The following is a 17,077-nucleotide window of genomic DNA, read 5'->3' as shown; positions in this document are numbered from 1 at the left end:
GTCAGCGGGCGGTCGCCAGGCGCCCGAGTGCCTCGTCGAGGGTCTCCGCCGAGCACCCGAAGTTGAGCCGCACGTGCCCGACGCCCTGCCGACCGAAGTCCCGCCCGTTCGACAGTGCGACCTTCGCCCGGTCCACCAGCAGCGGTGCCGGGTCGTCGCCGAACGGCAGCGCACGCAGGTCGAGCCACGCCAGGTACGAGGCATGCGGCTGCCGGTACCCCGCACCGGGCAGCACGTCGCCGAGCCGCTCCGCCAGGGTCCGTCGGTTCTCCGCGAGCTCGGTGAGGAGCGACGCGAGCCAGGGGCCGCCCTCACGGAACGCCGCGACGCTCGCCGTGTAGCCGAGGATCCCGGTCCGCTCGACGACCTCGCCCGGCAGCCCGTCGAACCACCCGCGGGCCCGCTCGGATGCGCCGACCATCAGCGCGCACTTCGTCCCCGCCAGGTTCCACGCCTTGCTCGCACTCGTCAGCGCGACGCCGACCGCCGCAGCCTCTGGGCAGGAGTCGAGGAACGGCGTGAACACCGCATCCGCGTGCACGAGTGGCCCGTGGATCTCGTCGGACACCACGACCGCGCCCCACTCCTCGGCGAGCCGGGCGAGGGCCACGAGGTCCTCGCGTGCGTGCACGAGGCCGAGCGGGTTGTGCGGGTTGCAGAGCAGGACGGTCCGGGCGCCCTCGGCGAAGGCGGCGCGGACGCCGTCGAGGTCGATCCGCCACCCCGCCGTCGTGTCGTACGGGTCGGCAGGGCCGTCGGGCGCGACCAGCGGGACCTCGGTGACGGCGCCACCGGCCTCGGTCACGTACTCCCAGAACGGCGGGTACACCGGCGGCATGATGACGACCTGGTCGCCGGGCTCGATCACCCGGCGCAGGACCTCCACCGCGGCGACGGACACGTCCGTGGTGGTCCGCACGAGGTCCGGGTCGACGTGCCACCCCCACCGGTCGGCCGCGAAGTCGGCGAAGGCGTCGGGGAGGGCCCGGCCGTGGCCGACGTACCCGGTGTCGCCGTTCGTGACCGCGGCCACGAGGGCGTCGCGCACCGGCTCGGCGAGCGAGCAGTCCATCTCGGCGACGAACATCGGCAGGACGTCGGCAGGGTAGGCGGTGTACTTCTCGCTCGTGCGGCTGCGTGCGGCATCGAACGCGGAGACCATGACGCTCATGCGCCCCATCCTCGCAGCACGCTCCGGTGGCTGCTACGGTCCGGAGTCGTGACCGGACGACGGCAGCAGGGGCAGGGCGGACACCACGTCGCGACCAGGTGGTCTCGTCACGAGCGCCGCCGGGTCCTCCGCCGCCGCGCTGACGCGGAGGCGCCAGCGTGGTGGCCCGTGCGTCTCCTCTGGGTGTGGCGATGGGGCGTGCGGCCGCTCGCCGGCGTCCTCGACTCCCTCTGACGTCGGGTCCGCGCTCGGCCGCTCGGCTCAGGAGCGGTCGCGCAACTCCTCCGGTGCCGGCGACCTGCACCCGCGCCCGGGGTCGGCTTCGCCGTGTTCGACCTCGTACACGCACTCCCCGCACGTGCCGGCCCGGTCGGCGTCCAACCCGCTGCCCGCGTGCTCCGTCCACGGGTGCCCGCACGTCGGACACTGCGCGTCGAGGAGCCGCGACCGCCTGGGACGGGTCGATCGTCCGCGCCAGCGGCGAACCAGCTCCGGAAGGTCCATGCCTCCAGCATCGCAGGACCGGCGTCGATCCGAACCCCGGGTGAACAGCACGGGAGCGCTCGGCGACCCGGCGCACGTCCCCCGTCCGAGGGGGCTACCGTCGCCCTCGTGAACCGACTCCGCGTGCACCGTCGCCCGCTCCGCCAGCCCGTCTCCCCGTCGCGACGCTGGCCGGTCCCGATCGCCGCGGCCGCCGCGGTCGCCGCGCTCCTCGGCACCGCGGTCGTCGCCACCCCGGCCGAGGCCACGCCGCCGGGCCGACCGACGGCCGACCCCGCTCGGTACGTCGACCCGTTCATCGGCACGAGCGGCGACGGCAACACCTGGCCGGGAGCGACGGCGCCCTTCGGCATGATGCAGTGGAGCCCGACGGGCACGGCGGGGGATCAGACGTCGACCCCGGTCGCGAACGGCTACTCGTACGACGTGGACCGACTCCGCGGCTTCAGCCTGACGCACCTCAACGGCGCCGGATGCGCGCCCGGTGCCGCCGGTGACGTCCCGATCATGCCGATCACGACGCCCGTCACGACCTCGCCCTCCGCGGACACGACCGACGCGGTCTACGCCTCGGGCTACTCGCACGACCGGGAGTCCGCGAGCCCCGGCCGGTACGCCGTCCAGCTCGACAACGGCGTCCGCACGGACCTCGCGGTGACGACCCGGGCCGGTGTCGGCGAGTTCGTGTTCCCCGCGGGCTCGGCCGCGAACCTGCTCTTCCGCACGTCGAACTCGATCAACGGCAGCGAGGCCGCGACCACCACCGTCGACGCTCGCACCCGGACGGTGAGCGGCAGCGTGCTGACCGGCGGCTTCTGCAGCCGCCGCGCCAACGGCGGGGGCGCGACGAACCCGGACCGCCGCAGCTACTACCGCCTGTACTTCACAGCCACCTTCGACCGGCCGTTCGCGAGCACCGGCACCTGGCAGGACGGCACGGTCCGCCCTGGAGGCACGTCCTCATCCGGCGGGGAGGGGTACCTCACCGGCGCCGACCGTGCCGGACGCGGCTCCGGCGCGTGGGTCGGGTTCGACGCGCGTCGCGGCGCGACGGTGCACGCGCGCATCGGCATCTCGTACGTGAGCGCCGCCGGCGCGGTGGCCAACCGCGATGCCGAGGTGGGCAAGCGCGCGACCGTCGCCGGCGTGGCGGCGGCGACCCGCGCCTCCTGGAACCGTGAGCTCTCCCGCATCAGCGTCGGAGGCGGCACCGCGGACCGGACCACGCAGCTCTACACGTCCGTCTACCACGCGCTCATGCAGCCGAACACGCTGAACGACCGCGACGGCCGGTACCTCGGTCCGGACCTCCGCGTGCACCGGATGGACCGCGGGCAGGGCGCCGTCTACGGGACGTACTCCGGCTGGGACCAGTACCGGGCGCAGGTCCAGCTGCTCGCCCTGCTCCGGCCGGACGTCGCCGGCGACATGGCGCAGTCGATGCTCCGGTTCGCCGAGCAGAACGGCGGCATCTGGGACCGGTGGCTGCACCTCGGCGCCCCGACGCACGTGATGACGGGCGACCCCTCCGCGGCGACGCTCGCCACCTGGTACGCGATGGGCGTCCGCAACTTCGACGTGCAGGCGGCGTACGCCTCGCTCCGGAAGCAGGCGACGGTGCAGAACGCCGACGCCGAGAGCGACATCGGCTGTCCGGGGCAGTGCCTGGCGCAGCGCCCGGCGCTCGACGAGTACCTGCAGCGGCACTACGCGGCGAACGACGACTGCTCGTGCTGGGGCGGTGCGGCCGAGACCCTCGAGGACTCGATCGCGGACAGCGCCCTCGGGTACTGGGCGACCGCGCTCGGCAAGAGCCGCGACGCCCGGATGTTCGCCGAGCGCGGCACGTACTGGCGGAACACGTTCAACGCTGCCGTCGGGTACCAGGCCGCGCGGCAGGCCGACGGCACGTGGACGCCGGGATGGTCACCCTCGACGGGGACCGGCTTCGCACAGGGCACGAGCGCGCAGTACACGTGGCTCGTCCCGCAGGACGTCAGCGGCCTGTCGACGGCACTCGGTGGGGACGAGCAGGCGGTCGCCCGGCTCGACGCCTTCTTCCACGACGCTTCCGGCAACTGGGCCGTGACCGGCGGTGACGCCACGAAGTTCGACCCGACGAACGAGCCGGACATCCACACGCCCTGGATGTACAACGCGCTCGGCCAGCCGTGGAAGACGCAGGAGACCGTGCGGCAGGTCGTCGACCAGGCGTACTCGACCGGCCCCGCCGGGCTGCCGGGCAACGACGACCTCGGCACGATGAGCGCCTGGTACGTGTTCGCGTCGATCGGCCTGTTCCCGCAGACGCCGGGACGCGCGGACATGCTCGTCGGCAGCCCGACCTTCCGGAGTGTCGACATCCGCCGGTCGTCCGGGCAGCACATCGTCATCCGGTCATCGGGAACGGACCCCTACGTGCAGGACGCCCGGCTCGACGGCCGCACGCTCGATCGCTCGTGGGTGCCGGCCTCGTTCGTGAACCGAGGCGGCACGCTGTCGTTCCGGGTCGGCGACACCGCGGACACCTCGTGGGCGACCGGGGAACGGAGCCGCCCGGTCGACCGGTGAGCCGCCGGGGCGTGCGTCGTCACCGCAACGCCGCTGCCAGACGCCCGAGCTGCACCGCTCGTCCGTTCGCGATCCACTGCGGCCTCCCGTCGTGCAGGCTCGGCTCCGCGACGCCGGCCCCGTCAGGCAGGACAGGCCAAGGCGCACCGCGCTCGTCCATCACGAGCGTCTGCAGCGCCGAGGCGCACTCCACCGCCAACTCGTCCCGGTCGGTCCATCGCGCTGTCATCGACGTCACGTTGACGCCGACGAGGAGGAGCACCTGCTCGTCGGCAGCAGCGTCGATCCACTCGGATGCGTCCGGTACCTGTTCCGACACCGATGGGTCGGGCACTCGGTCGAGGATCGCGAGCCGCGGCTCAGCCTCGACGGGGATGACGGCAGCGAAGTCCGCTGCGACGTCGGGCAGTGCGGCGCGGAGGGTGATGAGACGGCTCATGTCACTCGCTGCGAGCGGCCTCGGGGGTCATCGCGAACGGTGACCAGTGGTACCCGTCCGGGTCGTCGAACTGCCGCTGGTACATGAAGGGGTACTCGTCGGTGTCGCCGATCCGACCTCCGGCGGCACGGGCGCGCTCGACGAGCTCGTCGACGGCGGCGCGGCTGGGGAGGTCGAACGAGAGGGTGACCTTCGACGGGGTGTCCGGGCCGCCGATCAGGTCCTCGGTGCCACCGACGCTCGCGTACATCTCGCGGCTGCTCAGCATGAGGAACTGGTCGGGGCCGAACGCGATGCACGAGACGTCGTCGCGGGACATCGCCTCGTCCAGCGACCAGCCGAGCGCGGTGTAGAAGGCGGTCGCACGCCGGACGTCGTCGACCGGGCAGGAGATGTAGAGGCTCATGCGGCGATGGTCCCGCCGAGCCCCGCTGGGGTCAAGACCCGGGCACCGCCAGTTCGTGACCGGCGCCCCACACGCGGCGGACGTCGAGTGACGGGGAGAGCGCGACGAGGTCGGCGGCGTACCCGGGGGCGATCCGACCCATGCGATCGCCGAGTCCGAGCGCCGCAGCGGGCACGCTCGTCAGCGCAGCCACCGCCTGAGGCAGGGTCCGTTCGGCGTGCTCGACGGCGTTCCGGAGCGCGGCGTCCTGCGTCAGCGTCGACCCGGCGATCGTGTCCGTGCCGGCGACGTGTGCGATGCCGTCGGTGACCGTCACGGCGAGGGAGCCCAGCGTGTACGAGCCGTCCGCCGCCCCGGCGGCGCCCATCGCGTCGGTGATGAGCGCGACCCGACCCGGTGCGGCGTCGAGCAGCATCGCGGCCACCGACGGGTCGACGTGCACTCCGTCGAGGATGAGTTCGAGGGTCACCCGGTCGTCGGCCACGGCGGCGACGATCGGCCCCGGCGCACGGTGGTGGATGCCGGGCATCGCGTTGAAGGCGTGCGTGAGCAGGGTCGCGCCGGCGTCGAACGCGGCGCGGGCCTGGTCGGCCGTCGCGACGGTGTGTCCGACGGCGACCCGCACCCCGGCGTCGGCGAACCGGCGGACGGCGTCGAGCGCCCCCGGTAGCTCGGGCGCGACGGTGACCTGCCGCAGGACACCCTCGCCGGCCTCGAGCAGGGCCTCGACGGCGGCGGGCGTGGGGTCGACCAGGAACGACTCGTTGTGGGCGCCCTTGTTGTGCGGGGAGAGGAACGGCCCCTCGAGGTGGACACCGAGCACGAGCGGGTCGTCGGCCATCAGGGTGCGCACGCGGTCGAGCGACGCGACGAGCTGCGGTAGCGGGTTCGCGACGAGCGACAGGACGGAGCGGGTGGTGCCGTGCGCCCGGTGCACGGCGAGCGCCGGTGCGACGGACGGGTCCTCGTACGAGGCGCCCGCGCCGCCGTGTCCGTGCAGGTCGATGAACCCGGGCGTCAGGACCGCGTCGCCGAGGTCGACGACCTCGTCGGACGCCGGCGCCTCGGCGCCGGAGCCGACCGCGTGGATGGTGTCACCGACGACGAGGACCCAGCCGTCGGGGGTGGACCCGGCCACGTCGACGACGGTGGCGGCGCGGACCAGGGTGCTGCGCGCCTCCAGGCCGGAGCCCGTGCCGGTGCTCATGCCGTCTCCCGGCGGAGGGCGACCACCCCGGAGACCGCGGCCACCAGGACGAACACGAGGCCCACGAGCGGCAGGCCGATCGAGACCCAGCACGCGCCGGCGGCGATCACCAGGGCGGTCTCGACGATGACCTTGCCGACCACGTCCGTGTCGATCGGCGAGCGCGGGGACCGGAACAGGAACCAGACGACGGCCGCGAACAGCGGCGTCCCGATCGCGAAGAGGTACCCGGGCCACGGCAGGATCCACGACCAGTACCCCCAGAACGCCAGCGAGAACAGGCCGAACGCGCACACGACGATCCGCAGCACCGTCCACCCGGACACACGGCGACGGGGACGGTCGGCGTCGACCGGCGGCGGGACGTCGCCCCAGTCGACCGGGCTCTGCGGTGCGTTCGTCATGTGGTGCCTACTTGAAGATGATCGTGCGGGCGCCGTCGAGGAGGACCCGGTCCTCCGCGATCCAGCGCACCGCCTGCGTGAGCGTGCGGGACTCCTCGTCCTGACCGATCGACACGAGCTCCGCGGGGTCCTTCGTGTGGTCGACCCGGACGACGTTCTGCTCGATGATCGGGCCCTCGTCGAGGTCGCTCGTGACGAAGTGCGCGGTCGCGCCGATGAGCTTCACGCCGCGGGCGTGCGCCTGCCGGTACGGGTTCGCGCCCTTGAAGCCGGGCAGGAAGGAGTGGTGGATGTTGACGGCCCGGCCCTCGAGTGCCGCGCAGAGCTCCGGGGAGAGGATCTGCATGTAGCGGGCGAGGACCACGAGCTCGATGTCGTGCTCCTCCACCGCCTCGAGGATCCGCCGCTCCATCGCCTGCTTCGACTCCGCGTCCGTCACCGGACGGTGCTCGAACGGCACCGAGTAGAACGACGCCAGCTCGGCGAGGTCCGGGTGGTTGGCGAGGACGAGCGGCACCTCGATCGGCAGCTGGCCGCCGCGCTGCCGGTAGAGCAGGTCGTTGAGGCAGTGCCCGGCCTTCGACACGAGCACGAGCGTGCGCAGCGGGCGGCCGACGACGTCGAGCTGCACCCGGGCGTCGTAGCGCTCGATCACCGGGGCGAGCGCGGCCTCGAAGGTCGGGCGGTCGACCGGCGCCATGACCTGCAGGCGCATGAAGAACGAGTTCGTGTCGGCGCTGGAGAACTGCTGCGACTCGGTGATGTTGCCCTGCGCAGCGACGACGGCTCCGGACACGGCGTGCACGATCCCGGGCTGGTCGTCGCAGACGAGCGTGAGGGTCCAGTGCGTGGGGGTCGGGTCGGTCACCGGTTCAGGGTACCGGGCAGGTCGCACGCGTTGCGGCGGCGCAGGTCAGCTGTGGAGACCCGGCCTGGAGGCGCGTGGTGCGCCGGTCACCCGGCCCGCGTCAGCGCGTGTCCGCCCGGGCGAGCGCACGGTCGGCGAGCGTCAGGACGGACAGGAGCACGCCGACCCCGAGCATCACCCACGCGAGCACGTGCAGGTCCGGCGTGGTCGGGGCCTGACCGAACACCCCGCCGATCAACGAGGACGCCGCGATCGCCCCGATGTAGATGCTCGTGCGGGAGAGCCCGGCGGCGGTCCCGATGCACTCGGCGGGCACCACCTTGTACAGCGCCGCCTGGTTCGACACCGACGCGAGCGCCTGCGGCACCCCGAACAGCGCCGGCACCACGACGAGCAGCACGAGCGGCGACCCGGCGTGCAGCAGGAGCAGCAGGCCGGCGCCGAGGAGCGGGGTGAGCGCAGCGACCACGAGCGGCCGGCGGACGGTGGTCTTCCGCGCGACCAGGAACGAGACGACCCCCGCCACGATCGCGGCCGGCAGCTGCAGGTACCCGGCGACGTCGCTCGGGTAGCCCGCGACGTCCTGCACCCACTGCGAGAACCCGTAGGTCATCGTGTAGGCGAGCAGGTAGGTCAGGAACAGCCGAGCGTAGGTGCGGGACAGAGCGCCGTTCCGGACGAGCAGCCGCACGTCGACGAAGGGCTGCGCGGCGCGGAGTTCCCAGACCACGAGCGCGACGAGCAGGACGACCGCCGTGCCGAGGAGCCACCACAGCCCCGCCGACAGGTCGAGCAGGAACACGAGCAGCGCGGACACCGCGCCCGTCATAAGGAGCATCCCGACCGGGTCGAGGGCGGTGAGCACGGGGACCTCGACGTCCGGGCGCGGACGCAGCCGGTCGGAAGGCAGCCACAGCGAGGCCACCACGAGCCCGAACGCCGCGAGCGGGACGTTCACGAGGAAGATGGCGTGCCAGCCGAACGCCGCGATGAGCGCACCGCCGAGGGGCGGTCCGGCCGCTGCGGACACGAGCGAGGTGATCGACAGCGCGCCGAGCACGAGCGGTGGCGTGGGCTTCCCGATCCGGGCGGAGCGCTGCCGGAGCGTGGTGAGCGCGGCCGGGTACGCCGACGAGGTGCCGATGCCGATGAGCACCCGAGCGGTGACGGCCCCGCCGAAGCCGGTCAGCACCTCGGGGACGACGCCGGCGACACCGACGATGACGAGCCCGGTGAGGAAGACCTTCTTCGGGCCGAACCGGTCAGCGAGCTTCCCCATCGTTGGCTGTGCCACGGCGCTGGCGAGGTAGAGCGCGGCGACGAGCCAGATCGCCTGTGCGGCCCCGATCCCGAGGTCGTGGGAGATCGGCGCGAGGGCGACCGAGACCATCGTCGTGTTGATCGGGTTGAGCAGGGGGCCGACGAGCACGGGGACGAGCAGCTTCGGACCGAAGCCGCTGCCGTGCACGACGGGGGCGGGAGCAGTGGAGGTGGACGTGGGGCGGCTTCTTCCGGGGGTCGGGCGCAGTGGGGGTCAGGACTCGGTGAGCGGGGTGAGGACGGCGATCGCACGCGCAACGGTGGCGCGGTCGTCCTCGGGCAGCGCGGCCAGGCGGTCGGCCAGCACGCGGGTGCGGGTGGTCCACGCGTCCTCGCGCGCGCGGGACCCGGCGTCGGTCGCACGCACGAGCGTGCGTCGGCCGTCGGACGGGTCAGCCCGTCGTTCGGCGAGCCCGAGGTCGACGAGCGCCTGCACGGTGGCGCCCATCGACTGGGGCCGGACGCCCTCCGCCCGGGCGAGGTCGGCGACGGTGCTCTCACCGTGGCGGAGCAGTCGGCCGAGCGCGGCGGTCTGTGAGGCGGTGACCTCGTCCGCCTTGCCGGTGAGCAGGGTCCGACGGATCCGCCCGTACAGGGTCAGGAGGTCGTCGGCGAGCTCCACGTGCGATTCCACACCGCGACGGTACTCCTTCCGCAGGCGAACTTGCAAGGCTGCCGTCCGATCGGGTGCGGTCAGCGCTCGAACACCATCCGACGCTTCGTCACGCGGAAGCCCGCGCGCTCGAACGCGCGACGCATCGGGGTGTTCGCGGCGTCGGTCGTCCCCACGACCCGGGGCTCGCCGGCGACGGTGTGGATCCGCAGCGCCTCGGCGAGCAGGGCGTCGACGACCCCTCGGCCGCGGTGCTGCGGGAGGACGCCGATGAAGCTCACCGCGGCGTCGTACGCGGTCCGGGTGGCGAGGACGAACCCGAGGGGCACGCCGTGGTGGTCCTCGGCGATCCGCCAGTCCTCGCGGCGGCCGGGCAGCGAGCCGTAGAAGTCGAGGTCGTCGGCGGCAGCCCCGCGTGCACCGAGCTCGGCCACTGCTCCCCGGGTGTGCGCGTCGAGCGAGCCGACCGCGACCCGGGCGAACAGGTCGACGAACTCGGCGTCGTCCCCATCGCGGAATCGGACGCCGGCGGGCACGGGTACCGGCGGTCCGGCAGTCGACGGCTCCCAGGCGACGCTGACGCGCTCGGTGGCCCGGACGAGATCCGCAGCACGGGCGACCTCGGTGCGCCACGCCACCGCGGCGACCGCGGCCGGGTCCTCGTGCCAGTCCACCGCCAGGTCGACGATCCACTCGGGCAGGGCGCCGAAGGCGTCACGGCCGGCCCGGAGCAGCCCGACGGCGACGTCCGCTCGGTCGCCGTCGGCCGGGTCGACGAGCAGGTCGTCGAGCGTCGACGGCGTCGACGCGTCCGTGAGGCCCCACCACAGCGCGCGCCCGACCGGGCGGCCGTCCCGCAGCGCGAGGAAGGACCACTCCGGGCGGTGGTGCTGCGTGGCGGACTCGCTCCGGTACGTCTCCGGCCGGGTCCACGAGACCGGTTCCGACGTCGAGAAGGCGAGCAGCGCCTCCAGGTCGGCGGGTGTGGACGCGCGGACGGTGACCGTCATCGCTGCCCGGTGAGCGTGGTGACCAGGTGCTCCTGCACGTACCCGAGCCAGTCGTAGACGTCCCGCAGCCCGACGCCGTCGTCGGCGTCCGCCGAGGCGGAGTCGGTCGCGGCGTCCACGATCCCGAGCCGGTCCGCGATCGTCAGCCGCAGGTCGGTCAGGCAGCGCAGCCAGGCCTGCTCGTCCTCGCCGGCGAAGGCGCCCTCGCGCGCACCCGTCAGCCACGCGTGCACGACGTCCGCGTTGGTGGTCTTCTGCGTGAGCAGGTCGGACTGCGTCCACCGGCGGAACTCGGCGCTGGCCTCGGCGTCGTCACGGTAGGCGTCCGGGAAGAGCCGTGCGGCGACCGGGTCGGCGGACAGGTCGCCGCCGAGCACCTGCCGGAGCTGCTCGGTCAGCGAGGTGAGGAGCGCGCGCTCGCCGGAGGCCATGCCGAGGTGCACGCCGTCGGCCCGTCTGACGAACGGGATCACGGGGTGGGCGCCCGGTCCACCGAGGACTGCAGACCGTAGCCGTGCATCGCCTCGACGTGCGCCTCCATGGCCTCGCGCGGGCCGGTGGCGACGATCGCCCGACCCTCCCGGTCGACCTGGTGCATGAGCCGCTCCGCGCGGTCGCGGGAGAAGCCGAAGTGCTGCTGGAAGACGAAGGTGACGTACGACATGAGGTTCACCGGGTCGTCCCAGACCACGGTCACCCACGGGGCGTCCGGGCGCGCGGCGGCGTCGACCGAGGTCCGCTCGTCGAGCTCGGGGTGCAGCAGCGTCATGCCACCAGGGTGACACGAACGGGCGCGCTCGGTACGATCGACGGGTCGCGACTGGCGTTGGATGGGTCACCATCGGGGAGCGACACCTGACACGGAGCGCAGCCGTACGCCTGGGCAGCGCCCAACCGTCCACCTCGTCGCGTCCGCGCGACGGAACAGACAACGAGGAGTCCCGTGTCCATCACCGATCTGCCCGCTGCGGCTGCACAGTCCGACGCCGCACGGTCCAGCTTCAACGCCCCGCTCGCCGAGATCGACCCCGAGATCGCCGCGGTCCTGCAGAACGAGCTCGGCCGTCAGCGCGACACCCTCGAGATGATCGCGTCCGAGAACTTCGTCCCGCGCGCCGTCCTCGAGTCGCAGGGCTCCGTGCTCACGAACAAGTACGCCGAGGGCTACCCGGGCAAGCGCTACTACGGCGGTTGCGAGTTCGTCGACGTCGCCGAGCAGCTCGCCATCGACCGCGCGAAGGCCCTCTTCGGCGCCGCGTACGCGAACGTCCAGCCGCACTCCGGCGCCAGCGCGAACGCCGCCGTCCTGCACGCCATCGCCTCGGCCGGTGACACCATCCTCGGCCTCGAGCTCGCGCACGGCGGTCACCTGACCCACGGCATGAAGCTCAACTTCTCCGGCCGCATCTACAACGCCGTGTCGTACGGCGTCGACCCCGAGACGTTCGAGGTCGACTACGACGACATCCGCGCGAAGGCGATCGAGCACCAGCCCAAGGTCCTCATCGCCGGGTGGTCCGCCTACCCGCGCCAGCTCGACTTCGCGAAGTTCCGCGAGATCGCGGACGAGGTCGGCGCGACGCTCTGGGTGGACATGGCGCACTTCGCCGGGCTCGTGGCCGCGGGCCTGCACCCGTCGCCCCTGCCGCACGCCCACGTCGTGTCGTCGACAGTGCACAAGACGCTCGCCGGCCCCCGCTCGGGCATCATCCTGTCCAACGACGAGACGCTGTTCAAGAAGCTCAACTCCGCGGTCTTCCCGGGCCAGCAGGGTGGCCCGCTCATGCACGTGATCGCCGCGAAGGCCACCGCGTTCCTGCTCGCGGCGACGCCCGAGTTCAAGGACCGCCAGGAGCGCACCCTCCGCGGGGCGAAGGCCCTCGCGTCGCGCCTCACGCAGGACGACGCCAAGGCCGCGGGCATCGACGTCCTGACCGGCGGCACCGACGTGCACCTGGTGCTCGTCGACCTGCGCGAGTCCGAGGTCGACGGCAAGCAGGCCGAGGACCTGCTGCACGAGGTCGGCATCACCGTGAACCGCAACTCCGTGCCGTTCGACCCGCGCCCGCCGATGGTCACCTCGGGTGTCCGCATCGGCACGTCGGCGCTGGCGACCCGCGGCTTCGGCGACGCCGAGTTCACCGAGGTGGCGGACATCATCGCGCTGACCCTGATGCCCAACCCGGACGTCGAGGCGCTCTCGGCGCGGGTGAAGGCCCTGACCGACGCGTTCCCGCTCTACGCGTGAGCGGCGCCGTGGCTGACCTGCCGCGGGCGCTCTGGGCGGGTGAGGGCAGTGCCGTCCGCATCGACGGCACCGCCCTCGCCGCCCGCACGCTCGACGACCTGAAGGTCCGCATCGACCGGCTGCACGACCACGGGTTCCGCCCGGGCCTCGGCACGATCATGGTCGGGCAGAACCCGGGATCGGTGTCCTACGTCGCCGGCAAGCACAAGGACTCCGCACAGATCGGGCTCGACTCGGTCCGCATCGACCTCCCCGAGACCGCGAGTGCCGCCGACATCCGTGCGGCGATCCTGCAGATGAACGACGACCCCCGGGTCACCGCGTTCATCGTGCAGCTCCCGCTGCCGCAGGGCATCGACCCGATCCCGATGCTCGAGCTGATGAACCCGGCCAAGGACGCCGACGGCCTGCACCCGACCAACCTCGGCGAGCTCGTGCTCGCCGTCCCGGGTGGTGCCGGCACGATCGACGCTCCGCTGCCGTGCACCCCGCGCGGCATCGTCGCGATGCTCGAGGCGTACGACGTCCCGATCCGCGGCCAGCACGTCACGATCATCGGTCAGGGGCTGACGGTCGGACGCCCGCTCGGCCTGCTGCTCACCCGCCTCGAGGCCACCGCCACCCTCACCCACTCCCTCACCGAGGACGTCGCCGCCGAGTGCCGTCGCGCGGACATCATCGTGGCGGCCGCCGGGGTCGCGGGCCTGGTGCAGCCGGACTGGGTCAAGCCCGGTGCGGCGGTCATCGACGTCGGCATCAGCCGCGTGGTGTCCTCGGAGACGGGGAAGGCGAAGCTCCGCGGCGACGTCGACCCCGCGGTCGCGTCGGTCGCCGGGTTCCTGTCGCCGACGCCCGGCGGCGTCGGGCCGATGACCCGGGCGATGCTCATGAAGAACGTGGTCGAGGCCGCGGAGCGCCACCTGCACTGAGCGGGCGCTCACTGGTCGCGCGTTGCTTCCGCGAGAGCGACAGATCACCGCGGTCCGTCCGCGGCGATCTGTCGCTTGTGCGTGAGGTGGTCGCCACCAGCCCCGGACTGGAGGCACGGATCACCTCCGCCACGCGCCTGGCGCGGTGCTACGGTCGCCACATGGGGGAGACGCAGACCGTCCTGACCGCTCCGGTGATGGCACACGAGGGGCGCCGGTTGCGTCCACGTGCCTGGGGGCTCGTGCTCGTGGGCATCGTCGCCGTTGCGCTGTCCGGCGCCACGCTCTGGAGCGCGTCCGCCGGCTACGGCGGTGTCGACGCCGACGGCAACTGGATCGACAACGCCGGACACCCGGTGTCGTCCGCCCCGCCGACCGTGCACGTCGAGGGACACATCGCGCCGGCGGCCCTCGCGGTGCTCCTCCTCGTGGTGGTCGTCGGCGTGTTCCTGCCGCCGACGCTCGCCCGCTCCGGTCGTGCCGCGCTGGGCGACGTCGTCCGGTGGGCGGCGTACCTCGCGGTGCCGCTCTGCATCGTCGTCGGCGTGCTCGTCTACACCGTGTGGCAGGGCCACGTCGTGATGGACCAGATCGACCACGAGGTCCTGCCCCCGCACGGCTTCCCGTGGGGCGGCGTGACCGTCACCATCGGCCACATGACTCGATGACGCGTACTCCCGACACCGCCGGCCGTGCGTCCCTGTCCCCCCGCGAGAGCCTGTTCACCCGGGACGCCCGGAAGCTCGTGTGGATCACCCTGATCTGCCTGTTCCTGCAGGTGCTCGCGCAGAACTGGTCCGCCGAACCCCGCCTGCCCGGCAGCACCGACGACGTGCCGCTCGGGTGGGTGACGTTCCAGGCCCGTCCGTGGGTCGGCTGGGTCGTGCTCACCGTCGGGTTCGCGGTGGCGGGGTTCGTCGTCGGGGCCGCCCGCCGCGGTGCTCGGCGCTGGCACCAGGACCGCGTGCTCGCCCTCGGTCTGGCCGGGGTCGTCGGCGTGACCGCCCTCGTCTGGGTGCTGTTCCTCGTGCAGTACGAGTGGGCGTTCTGGGCGGTGGACCACGGCGTGCTCCACCCGTTCATGCTCGGCGACGTGTCGATCGCCGTCGAGTACCCGTCACACGACGGCTGACGCGCCGCTGCGCACTCCGCGTCAGTCGCGCCGAGCGCCCTGCGCCGCGTGCACCGTGAACACGTTCGGTTCGCGGTACCCGGCCGCGGCGAAGGCGGCGGTGACGGCCGCGGAGATGGTGCCCCGTGCCTCCCGGTCGACCAGTGCGATCGCCGCACCGCCGAAGCCGCCGCCCGTCATCCGGGCACCGACCGCTCCGTGGGACACGGCGGTCTCGACCGCCAGGTCGAGTTCCGGCACCGAGATCTCGAAGTCGTCGCGCATCGACTCGTGGGAGGCGACCAGCAGGGAGCCGATGGCCCGCGGACCCTCCTCGCGCAGCGTCCGGACGGTGTCGAGGACGCGCTGGTCCTCGGTGACGATGTGTCGGACGCGGCGGAAGGTCTCGTCGTCGAGGAGCTCCTGCGCGCGGGGCAGGTCGGCGACGGACACGTCCCGCAGCGCCGGCACCCCGAGGGCCTCGGCGCCACGCTCGCAGGAGTCGCGGCGCGCCTTGTACCCGCCGGTGGCGTGGGCGTGCTCGACGCGGGTGTCGATGACCAGGACCTCGAGCCCGTTCGCCTCGAGCGCCAGGTCGACCACGGCGGTGTCGAGCGTGCGGCAGTCCAGGAACACGACGGCGTCCTGCTCGCCGAGGAGTGACGCGGACTGGTCCATGATGCCGGTGGGGGCGCCCACGGCGTGGTTCTCGGAGTACTGCCCGACGCGGGCGAGCGTCTTGCGGTCGAGGCCGAGCTCCCAGAGGTCGTTGAACGCCAGCGCGACGCCGCACTCGATCGCGGCGCTCGACGACAGGCCGGCGCCGACCGGCACGTCGGACTCGATGAACACGTCGAACCCGGTCTTGTCGGTCAGGTCGGCACCGGCCTGCTCGCGGAGCGCCCAGGCGATCCCGAAGACGTAGGCCGACCAGCCGTCCATGCGCGACGGGTCGAGCCCGTCGAGCGAGAGTTCGTGGACGGCCTCCGGCTCGAAGGCGGACGCGACGCGGATGACCCGGTCGTCGCGCTGCCCGATCGACGCGACCGTCCGGCGGTCGATCGCGAACGGCAGGACGTACCCGTCGTTGTAGTCGGTGTGCTCACCGATCAGGTTGACGCGACCGGGGGCGGAGTACCGCACCGTCGGCTCGTACCCGTAGACCTGCTGGAACGTCATGCGCGCTCGATCCCTCCTCGGATGAACTCGGCCGCCTTCTCGGGCACGAGGTCCCCGATCCAGGCGCCCATGGCGGCCTCGCTGCCGGCCAGGAACTTGAGCTTGTCCGCCGCGCGGCGCGGGGACGTGATCTGCAGCATCAGCCGCACGGTGTCACGCGCGGTGTGCACCGGCGCCTGGTGCCACGCCGCGATGTACGGCGTCGGGGTGTCGTAGAGCGCGTCGAGTCCGCGGGTCAGGCGCAGGTGCATGTGCGCGAGCTCGTCCTTCTCGGCGTCGGTCAGCCCCGCGAAGTCGGGGACGTGGCGGTGCGGGAGCATGTGGATCTCGATCGGCCAGCGCGCCGCGAACGGCACGAACGCGGTGAAGTGCTCGCCCTGCAGGACCACGCGCTCCGAGCCCCGCTCGTTCGCGAGGTGCTGCTCGAACAGGTCCGGCCCGAAGCGCTCGATCGACGCGAGCAGTCGCTGCGTCCGGGGGGTGATGTACGGGTACGAGTAGATCTGCCCGTGCGGGTGGTGCAGCGTGACGCCGATGGCCTCGCCGCGGTTCTCGAACGGGAACACCTGCTGGATGCCCGGCAGTGCCGACAGCGCGGCGGTCCGGTCCGCCCAGGCCTCGACCACGGTGCGCGCGCGGGACTCGGTGATCGACGCGAACGAGCCCGAGGTCTCCGGGGAGAAGCACACGACCTCGCAGCGGCCGACGCTCCGGAGCTCGCGGTTGAGGCCGACGTCCGACAGGGCATCGAGCGAGGACGGGGCGTCGTCCGCCTCGAGCAGCGGGCCGAACGACGGCGAGCGGTTCTCGAACACCGCGACGTCGTAGCGGCTCGGGATCTCGGACGGGTTCGCGGCGGTCTGCGGCGCGAGCGGGTCCTGGTCGGCCGGCGGCAGGAACACGCGGTTCTGGCGGCTCGCCGCGATGGAGACCCACTCGCCGGTCAGGACGTCCTGCCGCATCTTCGCGGTCTCGGGACGAGGGTCGAGCACCCGCTGGTCGATGCTGCGCTCAGCGGGCAGCGTCGAGTCGGCGTCGTCGAAGTAGATGAGCTCGCGGCCGTCGGCGAGCGTCGTCACGCGCTTGGTGATCACCGC

Annotated in this window: 18 protein-coding genes and 1 riboswitch; of the genes, 5 read left to right on the top strand and 13 right to left on the bottom strand. The window is 72.9% G+C overall.

The annotated features are described in order from the left end of the window. Position 1: 1 nt before the first annotated feature. Complete coding sequence (locus ACY3FI_RS14535; RefSeq protein WP_462548321.1) at positions 2-1,171, bottom strand: MalY/PatB family protein; 1,170 nt, start codon at positions 1,169-1,171, stop codon at positions 2-4. Between the two features lie 612 nt (positions 1,172-1,783). Here ACY3FI_RS14535 and ACY3FI_RS14530 point away from each other — a divergent pair. Next, positions 1,784-4,246: a GH92 family glycosyl hydrolase gene (locus tag ACY3FI_RS14530; protein WP_462548320.1), complete on the top strand. Its 2,463-nt coding sequence runs from the start codon at positions 1,784-1,786 to the stop codon at positions 4,244-4,246. Between the two features lie 19 nt (positions 4,247-4,265). Here the strand turns inward: ACY3FI_RS14530 and ACY3FI_RS14525 are convergent, their stop codons facing one another. The 10 genes from ACY3FI_RS14525 to clpS form a co-directional block, all read right to left on the bottom strand. After that, positions 4,266-4,685 carry a hypothetical protein gene (locus ACY3FI_RS14525; RefSeq protein WP_462548318.1) on the bottom strand — a complete coding sequence of 140 codons (420 nt, stop codon included), beginning with the start codon at positions 4,683-4,685 and terminating at the stop codon, positions 4,266-4,268. A 1-nt stretch (position 4,686) separates the two neighbouring features. Continuing rightward, positions 4,687-5,091: a VOC family protein gene (locus ACY3FI_RS14520; RefSeq protein WP_462548317.1), complete on the bottom strand. Its 405-nt coding sequence runs from the start codon at positions 5,089-5,091 to the stop codon at positions 4,687-4,689. Positions 5,092-5,122: 31 nt separating this feature from the next. After that, positions 5,123-6,298, bottom strand: a complete 1,176-nt coding sequence (nagA, locus tag ACY3FI_RS14515; protein WP_462548316.1) for an N-acetylglucosamine-6-phosphate deacetylase — start codon at positions 6,296-6,298, stop codon at positions 5,123-5,125. Beyond that, positions 6,295-6,702 carry a YrdB family protein gene (locus ACY3FI_RS14510; RefSeq protein ID WP_462548315.1) on the bottom strand — a complete coding sequence of 136 codons (408 nt, stop codon included), beginning with the start codon at positions 6,700-6,702 and terminating at the stop codon, positions 6,295-6,297. Before ACY3FI_RS14510 ends, nagA begins: the two co-directional genes overlap by 4 nt. A 7-nt stretch (positions 6,703-6,709) precedes the next feature. Further along, positions 6,710-7,570 carry a formyltetrahydrofolate deformylase gene (purU, locus tag ACY3FI_RS14505; protein WP_462548314.1) on the bottom strand — a complete coding sequence of 287 codons (861 nt, stop codon included), beginning with the start codon at positions 7,568-7,570 and terminating at the stop codon, positions 6,710-6,712. Positions 7,571-7,670: 100 nt separating this feature from the next. Next, positions 7,671-9,038 carry an MFS transporter gene (locus tag ACY3FI_RS14500; RefSeq protein ID WP_462548312.1) on the bottom strand — a complete coding sequence of 456 codons (1,368 nt, stop codon included), beginning with the start codon at positions 9,036-9,038 and terminating at the stop codon, positions 7,671-7,673. Positions 9,039-9,104: 66 nt separating this feature from the next. Beyond that, entirely contained in the window at positions 9,105-9,524 is a 420-nt protein-coding gene (locus ACY3FI_RS14495; protein ID WP_462548311.1) for a MarR family winged helix-turn-helix transcriptional regulator, read from the bottom strand. Between the two features lie 59 nt (positions 9,525-9,583). Next, positions 9,584-10,513 carry a GNAT family N-acetyltransferase gene (locus ACY3FI_RS14490; RefSeq protein WP_462548310.1) on the bottom strand — a complete coding sequence of 310 codons (930 nt, stop codon included), beginning with the start codon at positions 10,511-10,513 and terminating at the stop codon, positions 9,584-9,586. Beyond that, a complete protein-coding gene (locus ACY3FI_RS14485; protein ID WP_462548309.1) occupies positions 10,510-10,986 on the bottom strand; it encodes a DUF2017 family protein in 477 nt (158 codons plus the stop codon). The genes ACY3FI_RS14490 and ACY3FI_RS14485 overlap by 4 nt, the downstream gene beginning before the upstream one ends. Further along, a complete protein-coding gene (clpS, locus tag ACY3FI_RS14480; protein ID WP_462548308.1) occupies positions 10,983-11,282 on the bottom strand; it encodes an ATP-dependent Clp protease adapter ClpS in 300 nt (99 codons plus the stop codon). Before clpS ends, ACY3FI_RS14485 begins: the two co-directional genes overlap by 4 nt. A gap of 37 nt (positions 11,283-11,319) precedes the next feature. Beyond that, positions 11,320-11,405, top strand: a riboswitch (ZMP/ZTP riboswitch). 51 nt (positions 11,406-11,456) lie between these two features. Between clpS and glyA the strand changes: the two genes are divergently transcribed. The 4 genes from glyA (at position 11,457) to ACY3FI_RS14460 (ending at position 14,822) form a co-directional block, all read left to right on the top strand. Beyond that, positions 11,457-12,761: a serine hydroxymethyltransferase gene (gene glyA, locus ACY3FI_RS14475; protein WP_462548307.1), complete on the top strand. Its 1,305-nt coding sequence runs from the start codon at positions 11,457-11,459 to the stop codon at positions 12,759-12,761. After that, positions 12,758-13,690, top strand: coding sequence for a tetrahydrofolate dehydrogenase/cyclohydrolase catalytic domain-containing protein (locus ACY3FI_RS14470; RefSeq protein WP_462548306.1), 933 nt, complete (start codon positions 12,758-12,760; stop codon positions 13,688-13,690). The genes glyA and ACY3FI_RS14470 overlap by 4 nt, the downstream gene beginning before the upstream one ends. 161 nt (positions 13,691-13,851) lie before the next feature. Next, entirely contained in the window at positions 13,852-14,358 is a 507-nt protein-coding gene (locus ACY3FI_RS14465) for a hypothetical protein (protein WP_462548305.1), read from the top strand. Further along, positions 14,355-14,822, top strand: a complete 468-nt coding sequence (locus tag ACY3FI_RS14460; protein WP_462548304.1) for a hypothetical protein — start codon at positions 14,355-14,357, stop codon at positions 14,820-14,822. The genes ACY3FI_RS14465 and ACY3FI_RS14460 overlap by 4 nt, the downstream gene beginning before the upstream one ends. A 21-nt stretch (positions 14,823-14,843) precedes the next feature. On the opposite strand, the gene galK is transcribed toward ACY3FI_RS14460, so the two are convergent. Next, the gene (gene galK / locus ACY3FI_RS14455) at positions 14,844-15,980 is read right to left on the bottom strand and encodes a galactokinase (RefSeq protein ID WP_462548303.1); all 1,137 of its coding nucleotides are present in this window, start codon (positions 15,978-15,980) and stop codon (positions 14,844-14,846) included. Next, entirely contained in the window at positions 15,977-17,074 is a 1,098-nt protein-coding gene (galT, locus tag ACY3FI_RS14450) for a galactose-1-phosphate uridylyltransferase (RefSeq protein WP_462548302.1), read from the bottom strand. The genes galK and galT overlap by 4 nt, the downstream gene beginning before the upstream one ends. Positions 17,075-17,077: the final 3 nt, after the last annotated feature.

This window comes from Curtobacterium sp. RM9 (genome assembly GCF_054956955.1).
Note: the sequence above shows the minus strand (reverse complement) of the source record. Positions and strands in the feature narration are given on the sequence as shown.

Coding starts and splice junctions, on each gene's coding strand:
- ACY3FI_RS14525 (WP_462548318.1), bottom strand. CDS start 4,685: ATGAGCCGTCTCATCACCCTCCGCGCCGCACTGCCCGACGTCGCAGCG.
- ACY3FI_RS14460 (WP_462548304.1), top strand. CDS start 14,355: ATGACGCGTACTCCCGACACCGCCGGCCGTGCGTCCCTGTCCCCCCGC.
- ACY3FI_RS14520 (WP_462548317.1), bottom strand. CDS start 5,091: ATGAGCCTCTACATCTCCTGCCCGGTCGACGACGTCCGGCGTGCGACC.
- galK (WP_462548303.1), bottom strand. CDS start 15,980: ATGACGTTCCAGCAGGTCTACGGGTACGAGCCGACGGTGCGGTACTCC.
- ACY3FI_RS14535 (WP_462548321.1), bottom strand. CDS start 1,171: ATGAGCGTCATGGTCTCCGCGTTCGATGCCGCACGCAGCCGCACGAGC.
- ACY3FI_RS14510 (WP_462548315.1), bottom strand. CDS start 6,702: ATGACGAACGCACCGCAGAGCCCGGTCGACTGGGGCGACGTCCCGCCG.
- nagA (WP_462548316.1), bottom strand. CDS start 6,298: ATGAGCACCGGCACGGGCTCCGGCCTGGAGGCGCGCAGCACCCTGGTC.
- clpS (WP_462548308.1), bottom strand. CDS start 11,282: ATGACGCTGCTGCACCCCGAGCTCGACGAGCGGACCTCGGTCGACGCC.
- ACY3FI_RS14490 (WP_462548310.1), bottom strand. CDS start 10,513: ATGACGGTCACCGTCCGCGCGTCCACACCCGCCGACCTGGAGGCGCTG.
- ACY3FI_RS14465 (WP_462548305.1), top strand. CDS start 13,852: ATGGGGGAGACGCAGACCGTCCTGACCGCTCCGGTGATGGCACACGAG.